This is a genomic window from Qipengyuania sp. (assembly GCF_043423005.1).
Taxonomy (GTDB): Bacteria; Pseudomonadota; Alphaproteobacteria; order Sphingomonadales; family Sphingomonadaceae; genus Qipengyuania.
The window spans coordinates 1-11,832 of sequence record NZ_JBHWMI010000089.1; the positions used below are offsets into that span (position 1 = coordinate 1).

Consider the following 11,832-nt stretch of genomic DNA (forward strand, 5'->3'; position numbering starts at 1 on the left):
GGGTATCTACTGCGGCTTCTGCCAGGAGGCATGCCCTGTGGATGCGATCGTCGAGGGGCCGAATTTCGAATACTCGACCGAAACCCGCGAGGAATTGCTCTACGACAAGAGCAAGCTACTCGCGAATGGTGACAAGTGGGAGCGTGCGATTGCGGCGAACCTTGAAGCCGACGCACCCTACCGCTAACCGCCGCCCAATCGAATCCGGGGCCTCATGATCCAGACTATCGCCTTCTACCTATTTGCGGTGTTCGTGATTGCATCCGCCGTGATGGTGATCACGGCCCGCAATCCCGTGCATTCGGTGCTGTGGCTGATCCTCGCCTTCTTCAACGCGGCGGGGCTGATGGTCCTCGTGGGGGCGGAATTCATCGCGATGCTGCTGGTGATCGTCTATGTCGGTGCCGTCGCGGTGCTGTTCCTGTTCGTCGTCATGATGCTCGATATCGACATTGCCGAACTGCGCGCGGGCTTCATTCGCAACTTTCCGCTCGGCGTCGCCATCGCCTTGGTGCTGCTGGCCGAACTGGTGCTTGGTATCGGCGCCTATCGCGCGGGCGAGATCGTGCTCGGCACGCCGGGTGTCGATGCGGCACCGGCGGTGTCTGCAAGCAATACGGCGGCGATCGGTGCGGTCATGTTCAGCCAGTACCTCTTCCTGTTCGAGGCGGCCGGCGTCGTCCTGCTGATCGCGATGGTCGGCGCGATTGTATTGACCCATAGGGCACCCAAGACCGTACGCGGCCATCAGAACATCGATCGCCAGGTCCGCCGCTCGCCGGCCGAGGCGACGGTCATGAGGAACCCGGCGGTGGGCGAGGGGGTCGAACTGTGATCGGCATCGAGCATTACGTCGTCGTCAGCGCGATTCTGTTCGTGCTTGGGGTGCTCGGCATCTTTCTCAACCGCAAGAACATCATCGTCATCCTGATGGCGATCGAACTGATTCTGCTATCGGTGAACATCAATCTCGTCGCGTTCAGCGCGTTTCTCGGAGATCTGGTCGGCCAGGTGTTCGCCATGTTCGTGCTGACCGTCGCTGCCGGCGAAGCGGCCATCGGGCTTGCGATCCTCGTCATCTATTTCCGCGGGCGGGGCACGATCGCGGTCGATGACGCTGACAGGCTGAGAGGGTAGGCGCAGCGTGATCAAGATCATCGTCTTCCTGCCGCTGTTGGCGGCCATCCTTGCAGGCTTCCTCAACAAGGCGGTGCCGAGCGTCGTCGCCAAGAGCGTGACGACCGGGGCCCTGTTCGTCTCTTGTCTCCTGAGCTGGCCGATCTTTCTCGAGCATCTCGGCGGCAATGTGCCCGCCACGGTCGAACCGGTTCTGCGCTGGGTGCAGTCGGGCGATCTGACGTTCGACTGGGCACTGCGAGTGGACACGCTGACCGCGGTAATGCTGGTGGTCATCACCAGTGTCTCCGCGCTCGTCCACCTGTACAGCTGGGGATACATGGAAGAGGATCCCGATCAGCCGCGGTTCTTCGCCTATCTCTCGCTGTTCACCTTCGCGATGCTGATGCTGGTGACGGCCGACAATTTGGTGCAGATGTTCTTCGGCTGGGAAGGAGTGGGGCTCGCCAGCTACCTGCTGATCGGGTTCTGGTTCAGGAAACCTAGCGCCAATGCCGCCGCCATCAAGGCGTTCGTCGTCAATCGCGTGGGCGATCTTGGCTTCATGCTCGGCATTTTCGGCACGTTCTGGGTGTTCGGGACAGTCTCGATCCCCGAGATCCTCGCCGCAGCTCCGGGCATGAGCGGGGCGAGCATCGGCTTTCTCGGTATGCGCCTCAACACGATGGACGTGCTGTGCATCCTTTTGTTCATCGGGGCGATGGGCAAGTCGGCACAGCTCGGCCTGCATACCTGGCTGCCCGATGCGATGGAGGGTCCGACCCCGGTCTCGGCGCTGATCCATGCCGCGACGATGGTCACCGCGGGTGTCTTCATGGTCTGCCGCCTTTCGCCCATGTTCGAGGCCGCGCCCACCGCCCTTGCGTTCGTCACCTTCATTGGCGCTGCGACCTGCATCTTTGCGGCGACGGTCGGCACGACGCAGTGGGATATCAAGCGCGTCATCGCCTATTCGACCTGTTCGCAGCTCGGCTACATGTTCTTCGCAGCCGGGGTCGGCGCGTATGGGGCGGCAATGTTCCACCTCTTTACCCACGCGTTCTTCAAAGCGCTGCTGTTTCTTGGCGCAGGTTCGGTCATTCATGCGATGCATCACGAGCAGGACATGCGCTATTATGGCGGGCTCCGGCGCAAGATCCCACTGACCTTCTTCGCGATGTTGATGGGAACCCTGGCGATCACCGGGGTGGGCATCTACGACCTTCACCTCGGCTTTGCAGGCTTCTGGTCGAAGGATGCGATCCTGGAAGTCGCTTATGCCCGCGGGACGGAAATGGCCCGGTTCGCGTTCTGGATGGGGGTCTTCGCAGCCCTGCTCACCAGCTTCTACAGCTGGCGCCTGATGTTCCTGACTTTCTGGGGCAAGCCGCGCTGGGCCGAAAGCGAACATATCCAGCACGCTCTCCACCACGATCATCATGCCGCGGACGAGCACAATCCGCCGGCGCAGGAAGACGCAGGCGATGATCGCCGGCACGCTGTGCCTGCGCCGGCGCATGATGGCGGGACAGGGGGCTACCAGCCGCATGAGAGTCCGCTGACGATGCTGGTGCCGCTAATCCTCTTGTCGATTGGCGCGGTGGCGGCGGGACAGCTGTTCGCATCAGCCTTCCTCGACAGCGAAGCGTTCTGGAACGGGTCGATCTTCTATAACGAGCCGCTGATGCATGCGATGCACGCGGTGCCCCATCTGGTGAAGTATGCAGCGTTCATCGTGATGGTCCTGGGCCTGCTGTTCGCATGGCTGGCCTATATCAAGGACACGTCGATCCCGGCCAAGGCGGCGGAGCAACTTGGTCCCGTTTACCGGTTCTTCTTCAACAAGTGGTATTTCGACGAGCTGTATCATTACCTGTTCGTCGTCCCGGCGACATGGCTTGGGAAAGTCTTCTGGAAGTTCGGTGATGTCGGTACGATCGACCGGTTCGGACCCAACGGGATCGCCTGGGCGGTGCAGAAGGGTGCTCTGGGGGCGCGACGCTTCCAGACCGGATATCTCTACAGCTATGCGCTGGTCATGCTTATCGGCCTTGTTGCAGCAGTGACCTGGGTGCTGCTGTGATGGAGTTTCCCATTCTCTCGCTCATGCTTGCCGTGCCGCTGGTGGCCGCGATCGCCTGCCTGTTTGTTCCGGCGGGCACCGCGCGCATGATCGCGCTCGGCGCGACGCTGATCGATCTTGCACTCGGCATCCTCTTGTGGGCCAATTTCGATATCGGCGGCGCCCAGTGGCAGTTCACCGAACGGGCGAGCGTTTTCGCCGGTTTCGACTATGCCCTGGGCATCGACGGCATCGCGCTCATGCTGATCATGCTGAGCGTGTTCCTGATGCCGATCTGCATCCTGGCCAGCTGGGACAGCATTCGCGAGCGTGTGGGCGAATACATGGCCGCCTTCCTCATGATGGAAGTGCTGATGATCGGCGTTTTCGCCGCCCAGGACCTGTTCCTGTTCTACATCTTCTTCGAGGCCGGGCTGATCCCGATGTACCTGATCATCGGTGTATGGGGCGGGGACAACCGGATATACGCGAGCTATAAATTCTTCCTCTATACCCTGCTCGGCTCGGTCGTGATGCTCATCGCGATGTTGTGGATGGTGAACGAGGCGGGGACGAGCGACATTCCGGCCTTGATGGCTTACGACTTCCCGCCCGCCTCCCAGACCTGGCTGTGGCTCGCGTTCTTTGCCAGCTTTGCCGTGAAGATGCCGATGTGGCCGGTCCATACCTGGCTTCCCGATGCGCACGTCCAGGCGCCGACGGCGGGCTCGGTCATCCTCGCTGGCGTCCTGCTCAAGCTGGGCGGTTACGGCTTCATCCGCTTCAGCCTGCCGATGTTCCCGGAGGCCAGCGCCGACCTCGCCTGGCTGATCTTCGCGCTTTCGATGATCGCGGTGGTCTACACCTCGCTCGTGGCGCTGGTGCAGAGCGATATGAAGAAACTGATCGCCTATTCCTCGGTCGCGCACATGGCGATCGTCACGATCGGTCTGTTCGCCTTCAACGCTCAGGGCCTTGAGGGGGCGATGATGCTGATGCTCGGTCATGGCCTCGTGTCGGGCGCGCTGTTCCTGTGCGTCGGGGTCATCTACGACCGGCTCCACACGCGCGAGATCGCCCGATATGGGGGCCTGTCGATCAACATGCCCCAATATGCGCTGTTCTTTCTACTGTTCACGATGGCATCGATCGGCTTGCCGGGGACGAGCAATTTCGTCGGCGAATTCCTCGCGCTTGCGGGCGTATACCGCGTGTCGAGCTTCGTCGCCCTCGTCGGCACAACGGGCATCATTCTGGGCGCTGCCTACATGCTTTACCTTTATCGGAGGGTGGCCTTCGGCGAGCAGCGCAACCCTGATGCAGCGCGCATGCACGATCTCAATGTCCGCGAATGGGCCATGCTGGCCCCCATCGCCGCCGCGGTCCTGTGGATGGGCGTCTATCCGGAAAGCTTCCTTGCCCCGATGAGGAGCGATATCGCCATTCTCGAAGCGCGACTGGCGCCCGTCTCGCCCCAATATGATTCCGAACTCGCCATCGGCACCCCGCGGGGCCGGGCGGCGAACGATGTCTCGGCCGCCGGCCATGCGCCGGAGGGGGCGCACTGATGGACTTTGCAGCTTCACTATATTTGACGGGCGCCGAGATCGGCTTGTCGCTCACCGCGTTTGTGGTCTTGCTGGCGACGGCGTGGGGTTCGAGGGGCGTCGCCCGCCTGCTGACGATCGTCGCGGTCGCCGCGCTGGTCGGGGCGACGATATTCACCGCGACCCTCCTCGACGCCTCGCTTGGCGGACGTGAAGGCGTTGCTTTTGGCGGCCTGATCATCGTCGATACCTTTGCCGCCCTCGCCAAGATCCTCATCTACGTGGCAACCATCGCATGCCTTATCATGACGCCGAGCTATTTCGCTCGTCATGGCGAGTACCGCGGCGAATACCCGGCGCTGATCCTGCTGAATGCAGTGGGCATGGGAATGATGGTCGGCGCGACCAACTTCATGACCCTGTATATCGGGCTCGAGATGTCGAGCCTCGCCTCTTATGTCCTTGCCAGCTTCTCGCGGTCCGATACGCGTTCGGCTGAGGCAGGGCTCAAATATTTCGTTCTCGGGAGCCTGTCTTCGGGCATCCTCCTTTACGGGATCAGCCTAGTCTACGGCTTTGCGGGCAGCACGAGCTATGCCGGCATCCGCGAGGCGTTCGACGGTACGGGTCTGAGCACCGGGGCCCTGTTCGGGATTGTCTTTATCCTCGCAGGCGCTGCGTTCAAGATCGCCGCCGTGCCGTTCCACATGTGGACCCCGGACGTCTACGAAGGGTCGCCTACCCCGGTAACCGCGTTCTTTGCCAGCGCACCCAAGGTAGCCGCGATGGCTTTGCTGGTGCGTATCGCCTTCGAACCGTTCGGCGATCAGGCGGACAGCTGGCGGCAGATCGTGATCTTTGCCGCATTGGCTTCGATCGTGGTCGGGGCGCTAGGCGCGATCGGACAGCAGAACCTCAAGCGCCTGCTGGCCTATTCGTCGATCAACAACGTCGGCTTCGTGCTGATCGGACTGGCGGCAGCGACCTCGCAGGGCGCGAGTTCGGTCCTGGTCTATCTGTTCATCTACATCTTCATGACGCTGGGCAGCTTTGCTGCCTTGCTGATCCTGCGCGATCCAGAAGGCGAGCGACTGACAAGCTTCGACGACATCAGGGGCCTTGCCGTTCGCAGCCCGGCTCTTGCATGGTCCTTGCTTATCCTGATGTTCAGCCTTGCCGGGATACCGCCGCTACTGGGCTTCTGGGCGAAGTTCGTCGTTTTCCAGGCAGCGGTCCAGGCCGATATGGTGGCGCTGGCCGCGATCGGTATTGCAGCCAGTGTGATCGGGGCCTTCTACTACATCAAGTTCATCAAGGTGATGTTCTTCGATACGCCGGAAGGCCGTACCGACTACCGCGCCCCTGCGGGACACTGGTTGGTCCTGTTCTTCAGCGTACTGGCAGTCTCACCGCTGGGCTACTTCTTCACGCCATGGCTGCAATACGTCTCGGACGCAGCCGGGCTTTCCCTGTTCGGCATCGCTTGATCGAGACGGTTGCCGAGACCGGGTCGACGAACGCAGACCTGCTTGCGCGCATCGCGGCCGGTGATGACCTGCGCGAAGGACATTGGCTGGTCGCCGATCGGCAGACCGCGGGCCGCGGTCGCCGGGGCCGCGAGTGGTTCGACGGGCGCGGCAATTTCATGGGTTCTACGATCGTACGACCCGTCGCCGGCGATCCCCCGGCGGCCACCCTGTCCCTGGTCACCGGTCTTGCCGTTTACGAGGCCGTCAGCACCCTGGTGCCACCTGATGCGTCGCTGCTGCTGAAATGGCCCAACGACCTGGTGCTGAAGGGCGCGAAGCTGTCCGGCATCCTGCTCGAGCAGGCCATCGGCGTCGTGGTCGTCGGCATTGGCGTCAACCTCGCGCGCGCGCCCGAACTGCCCGATCGACAGACGATTGCGCTTGCCCGGTTCGGCCCCGCACCTGACCGGGACCTGTTCGCGCACAATCTTGCTGCCTGCATGGCCGAGGAACTTGTCCGCTGGCGCACCTATGGCCTCGAACTTGTCATCCGGCGCTGGTCGAGCGTGGCGCACCCGATCGGAACCGAACTTGCGGTTGCGCCGCCCGGAGAAGAACCGGTACGCGGCCAATTCGCCGGGCTGACGGCAGAGGGCAATCTCACGCTTGCCCGCGCAGACGGCGAACGGCGGATCATCCACGCGGGTGACGTGATGCTGGATTACAGGGGAAGCTGACGATGCTCTTGGCTGTCGATGTCGGGAATACCAATGTCGTCTTCGCACTCTTCGAAGAGATGGGCGGTTCGGGCTCGGTGCCGGAAATTCGCGCGCGCTGGCGCATCGCCACCGACCCGCGTCGGACGGGCGACGAATACGCCGTCTGGCTGCTGCAACTGCTGGCTATCGAGGGGTTCGAACGCGGCGCGATCACTTGCATCATCGTCGGTTCGGTGGTCCCGCGCGCGATTCACAATCTGACCGTGCTGGCCCAAAAATATTTCTCGGTCGAGCCGATGATCGCGGGTGAGGGTGCGGCGCAGTGGCCGCTGGCGATCGACGTGGACGAGCCTCGCTCCCTCGGTGCCGACCGTGCCCTCAACGCGATCGCCGCGCATCGCAAGTATGAGGGCGATCTGATCGTTGTCGATTTCGGCACCGCGACGACATTCGACGCGGTCGACTTCGCCGGAACCTACAAGGGCGGGATCATCGCGCCTGGCATCACATTGTCGCTCGACGCGCTGGTGGGCAATACGGCCAAACTGCCGCGTATTGCGATCCGCAAGCCTGAGACCCGCAGCGTGATCGGTCGCAACACCGAAGATCAGATGCAGATCGGTATCTTCTGGGGCTATGTCGCGATGATCGAAGGACTGATAGAACGGATGCGCCGGGAAATCGGCCGTTCTGCCAAGGTCGTGGCCACCGGCGGCCTGGCGATCCTGTTCGACGAACATACTACCATGTTTGATGCGACCGACAGCGACCTGACCCTCGAGGGTCTCGCCATCCTCGCCGGAGATTCGATGCAATGAAAAACGATCACTCGCCAGAAGACGAACTGCTGTTTCTGGCGCTCGGCGGTTCGGGCGAGATCGGGATGAACGTCAACCTCTATGGGTGCCGGGGCCGGTGGGTGATGGTCGATCTCGGCATGACCTTTTCAGGAGAGGTGTATCCGGGGGTGGATCTGGTGTTCGCCGATCTCCAGTTCATCGAAGAGCGTGCGGATCAGCTTGATGCCATCGTGCTGACCCATGCGCACGAGGATCATATCGGGGCGATCCCCTATTTCGCCGCCGATCTTGACGTGCCGATCTATGCGACCCCGTTCACGATGGACCTCGTGCGGCGCAAGCTTGCCGAAGCGGGGCTGCAGGATGCGGTCGAATTGATTACGATCGAGGAGGACCATGGCCAATTCACCGTGGGTCCGTTCACGATCACTTACGTGCCGCTTGCGCATTCGATCGCCGAAGGCAACGCGCTGCTGATCGACACGCCTCATGGGCGGGTGTTCCACACCGGCGACTGGAAGCTCGACGAGGATCCTATCGTCGGGCAGCCGACGACGGAGCAGGAATTGCGCGAGATCGGCGCCGAAGGCGTGCTAGCACTGGTCTGCGACAGCACCAATGTCTTCAACCCGGCACCCAGCGGATCCGAGGGCGCGGTCTACCGCGGCTTGCTCGACGAGGTCGGACGCCACGAGGGCAGGCGGGTGGTGGTAACGACTTTCGCCAGCAACGTGGCCCGGTTGCAGACCTTGGGAGAGGTTGCGCGGGAAACCGGGCGGCAGCTGTGCGTGGCGGGCCGTTCGCTCGACCGGATCATCGAGGTGGCACAGAAGAACGGCTATCTGGCTGACTTCCCCGAGCCGGTCGACTTCGACACCGCGATGGCTCTGCCCCGCGGCGAGGTGCTGGTGATCGCTACCGGCGGACAAGGCGAGCCGCGTGCGGCTTTGGCGCGGATAGCGGAAGGCAATCATCCAATCGAGCTCGCCCGGGGCGATGTGATCCTATTTTCGAGCCGCCAGATCCCGGGCAACGAACTGGCAATCGGCGCGGTTCAGAACCGCCTGGCAGAGCGCGGGATCGTGATGGTGTCCGACCGGCAGAGCATGATCCACGTATCAGGCCACCCTGGGCGGCCTGAACTGGAAGCCCTCTACGATTGGCTGCAACCGGATATCCTGATCCCGGTTCATGGCGAAATGCGCCACATGCACGAACAGGCGAGGCTGGGGCTCGCCAACGGAATTCCCCACGCCGTCGTGCAGAAGAACGGCGATATCGTCCGGCTTGCCCCCGGCGCCCCGGGTGTGATCGGTCGCGTCCGCGCTGGCCGCCTCGTGCTTGACGGCGACCTGATCGTGCCCGCCGATGGCGAGGCGATGACGATGCGGCGCCGGATCATGCGCGATGGAGTGGTGATCGTTGTCCTTCACGGCGATGAAACCGTGACGATCGATTCTGTCGGCCTGCCGCTGGACGAGGATTATGCCGACTTTGTGGCTGAAGCCCGGGTCGATATTCGCAAGTCGGTGTCTGCGCTCCGGGGTGCGGACCGCCGCGCACCGGCAGCGATCAAGGAAGCCGCCCGGCTTGCCGCCCGCAGGGCCGCACAACGCTGGTCGGGCAAGCGGCCGCAGGTCCGCGTCCTGCTGCACGGCGAATAGAGCACCTCTGCCATGAACCTGCCGATGGACTGGACGTCGATCGTCGCGATCTATGCGCTGTTCTGGGTGATCTGCGCTTTTGTCCTGCTGCCTTTCGGCGTGCGGACGCATGACGAGGCGGGCATCGCCAAGATTCCCGGCCAGGCCGATAGCGCACCGGCGAATTTCCGTCCGGGATTGATTGCCAGGCGGGCGACAATCCTGTCGGCGGTCCTGACGGCCCTCTACGTCCTGAACTATGCTTACGGCTGGATCACCGCCGACGACCTCATCCTGTGGGGGCCTGACGCAGCCTGATCCTTATTGCCGCAGCCGTTCCAATGCCTGCGCCAGAATGACGTAAAGCTTGCCCATATCGCTCGACAGCATCGTGACGCTCAGTGCGTTGCCATCCCGTGTCGACAGCAGCGTGCGCAGCATCGATTCGAAGTCATGGATGTAGCGATTTACGTGTTCGCGGAAATCGGCGTCATTATTGTAGATCGCGGCAATCTCCCGCGCTTCGCTGTTCTCGATCAGACGAACCGCGCGGCGGGTGAAGATGCCGCGATCGCCGCGCAGGTAACTGGCCCAGGCCGTATCGGCAACGTCGGTGGACAGCGCTTTGGCCACATCAATCGCACCGGAATTCAGGCTTTCGGTGATCAGGGCTGCGCGGCGGGAGAAATCGTTGTCGACCCGCTCCTGCGCCTCCGACCGCGCTCGCGCCACCCGAGTTTCGAGATTGTCCGTCAGTTCCGCCACCTTCGCCAGCTGTTCCCGAAGCTGCGCGGCGGCGGCTGCACCCGCTTCGGAGGAACGCTGGCCGGCATTGTCCAGTGAGGCGACGGCGTTTTCCAGGTGGTCGGCAACAGCGCGTTCGATGGCGGCGGCGCTTTCTTCGCCAATGCGCCCGACGATCGCGCGAACATGCATGTCTTGCCCTTCACTGAGCGTAGCAAAGGCTTCGCGCGTCGCATTTTCGAGCATTGCGACGGCGTCGCGCAAGCTGCCTTGAGCCACATCGGCAACGGCGCGGTTCTCCTCGCCCAAGGCCGCCACGCTCAGTCGCAGCCGTTCTATCCCGTCGATCTGGGCCTGTGCGGTCTCTCCAAAGCCATTCTGGAATCGCTCGACATCGCTCATTGCGTCGCGAGCGCGCGTTTCGGCCGCCTCGATGCTGCGAAGAAGCGCATCGCCGGCGTCGCGCGCCTGATCGAGGAGGTGCCGGACCCCGGCCGACTGGGTTGCAAGGGCGCTGAGACGATCTTCCGAGGCAGCGATGGCCGCGGGCAGATCGCTCTGGCTCTGATGCGCACTCGCTCGCAACAGGTCGAGCAAGCGGACGCTCGCATCGGTCAGCGCGGCGACCGCCATGTCGGTCCCGTCGAGCGCCTCGCGGCTGTCGTTGAGGGTTCCGGCGAGGCTCTCGGCCGCCGTGGTCAGGGAAAGCTGCGCGTCACGTGCATTTTCGGATACCTGAGCAAAGGTCGCCCCCGCTGCCGCGATTCGCTCTGCCACGGCTTCGCTTTCGTGAGCAAGGGCTTCCAGTTCGGAACGGCTGCGTTGCTGCCGCAGGTCGAGTGCCTGATCGATTTCCGCCAGACGATGGCCAAGATCATGGATCGCAGTCGATTGTGCGCCGGCAAGAGCCGCATTGCGGCGGGCGATCTCGTCGCTCAATTCTGCATGACGTTGCTCCACGTCGGCCAGATGGCGGGCCCAGGCGCCGCTTGCATGGCTGGCCTGATCGCCGAGCTGCGTTTCGATGCCGTCGATGTCGGTTGCAAGGTTGCTCAGGCGGCTCCTGAGCAGGGTTAGCGCCGCTTCCCCCCGGTCGCGCATCTGGGTTTCCGCATGGTCGATCTGGTCCAGCATCGCGACCGACCTCGCGCGCATCGCCTCAAGATGGGCAGCCTCCGCATCGTCCACGCGCGCGCGGAATGCCTCGACCTCATCCCGCAGCCCGGCGAACCTTTGTTCGGTAGCGATATCGAGATGCCCGGCATGGAGCGCGAAGGCGTCCAGCGCCTCGTCGATCCGCGCGCGCAGGGACTGCACCTGACGTTCGCTGGCGGCGCCGAATTCGTTGAGACGTTCGAAGCCATCGATGAGGGCGCCGAGATGATCCTGCGCGGTTCGCCCTGCATTGCCGATCTGGTTCGACACATCGCGCGATGAATTGGCGATCACGGGAAGCTGGTCGCGCAGCTGTTCCATATTGGCGAGCGCGGTGACGCTGACATTGCCAATCGCTTCGAATTTTTGCCCGTTGTCGTGCAGCAGCGTCTCGAGCTTCTCGGCATGGCGGGTTATGCCTTCGGCGGCGGCGCGACCGAAGTAGTTGAGTTCACGCGATTGCGTGGCAAGAAATTCGCGGGCGAGGCTGAGCTCGCGATTGACGGTAATCAAACGGCTCTCGAGCTGGGCCGACTCCTGCCCCAATGATCGCGCGATGCCCGCAAACCGGGCGGCT

Annotated in this window: 11 protein-coding genes; 10 read left to right on the forward strand and 1 reads right to left on the reverse strand. The window is 63.0% G+C overall.

Going from position 1 to position 11,832, the window contains the following annotated elements; genetic code table 11:
• The 10 genes from ACHFFA_RS12075 to ACHFFA_RS12120 form a co-directional block, all read left to right on the forward strand.
• A partial coding sequence (locus ACHFFA_RS12075) for a 4Fe-4S binding protein (RefSeq protein ID WP_394271080.1) occupies positions 1-187 on the forward strand: 187 nt, incomplete at its 5' end.
• A gap of 27 nt (positions 188-214) precedes the next feature.
• Positions 215-835: an NADH-quinone oxidoreductase subunit J gene (locus ACHFFA_RS12080; RefSeq protein WP_394271081.1), complete on the forward strand. Its 621-nt coding sequence runs from the start codon at positions 215-217 to the stop codon at positions 833-835.
• A complete protein-coding gene (nuoK, locus tag ACHFFA_RS12085; RefSeq protein ID WP_394271082.1) occupies positions 832-1,137 on the forward strand; it encodes an NADH-quinone oxidoreductase subunit NuoK in 306 nt (101 codons plus the stop codon). The genes ACHFFA_RS12080 and nuoK overlap by 4 nt, the downstream gene beginning before the upstream one ends.
• A 7-nt stretch (positions 1,138-1,144) precedes the next feature.
• Entirely contained in the window at positions 1,145-3,199 is a 2,055-nt protein-coding gene (gene nuoL / locus ACHFFA_RS12090) for an NADH-quinone oxidoreductase subunit L (RefSeq protein WP_394271083.1), read from the forward strand.
• Positions 3,199-4,746, forward strand: coding sequence for an NADH-quinone oxidoreductase subunit M (locus ACHFFA_RS12095; RefSeq protein WP_394271084.1), 1,548 nt, complete (start codon positions 3,199-3,201; stop codon positions 4,744-4,746). Before nuoL ends, ACHFFA_RS12095 begins: the two co-directional genes overlap by 1 nt.
• Positions 4,746-6,212 carry an NADH-quinone oxidoreductase subunit NuoN gene (gene nuoN / locus ACHFFA_RS12100; RefSeq protein WP_394271085.1) on the forward strand — a complete coding sequence of 489 codons (1,467 nt, stop codon included), beginning with the start codon at positions 4,746-4,748 and terminating at the stop codon, positions 6,210-6,212. Before ACHFFA_RS12095 ends, nuoN begins: the two co-directional genes overlap by 1 nt.
• Positions 6,209-6,931, forward strand: a complete 723-nt coding sequence (locus ACHFFA_RS12105; RefSeq protein ID WP_394271086.1) for a biotin--[acetyl-CoA-carboxylase] ligase — start codon at positions 6,209-6,211, stop codon at positions 6,929-6,931. The genes nuoN and ACHFFA_RS12105 overlap by 4 nt, the downstream gene beginning before the upstream one ends.
• A 2-nt stretch (positions 6,932-6,933) precedes the next feature.
• Positions 6,934-7,731 carry a type III pantothenate kinase gene (locus ACHFFA_RS12110; RefSeq protein WP_394271087.1) on the forward strand — a complete coding sequence of 266 codons (798 nt, stop codon included), beginning with the start codon at positions 6,934-6,936 and terminating at the stop codon, positions 7,729-7,731.
• A complete protein-coding gene (locus ACHFFA_RS12115) occupies positions 7,728-9,377 on the forward strand; it encodes a ribonuclease J (RefSeq protein ID WP_394271088.1) in 1,650 nt (549 codons plus the stop codon). Before ACHFFA_RS12110 ends, ACHFFA_RS12115 begins: the two co-directional genes overlap by 4 nt.
• A 24-nt stretch (positions 9,378-9,401) precedes the next feature.
• Complete coding sequence (locus tag ACHFFA_RS12120) at positions 9,402-9,674, forward strand: DUF1467 family protein (protein WP_394271090.1); 273 nt, start codon at positions 9,402-9,404, stop codon at positions 9,672-9,674.
• A gap of 3 nt (positions 9,675-9,677) precedes the next feature.
• Here the strand turns inward: ACHFFA_RS12120 and ACHFFA_RS12125 are convergent.
• The coding region (locus ACHFFA_RS12125) for an ATPase (protein WP_394271089.1) at positions 9,678-11,832 on the reverse strand (2,155 nt) is incomplete at its 5' end.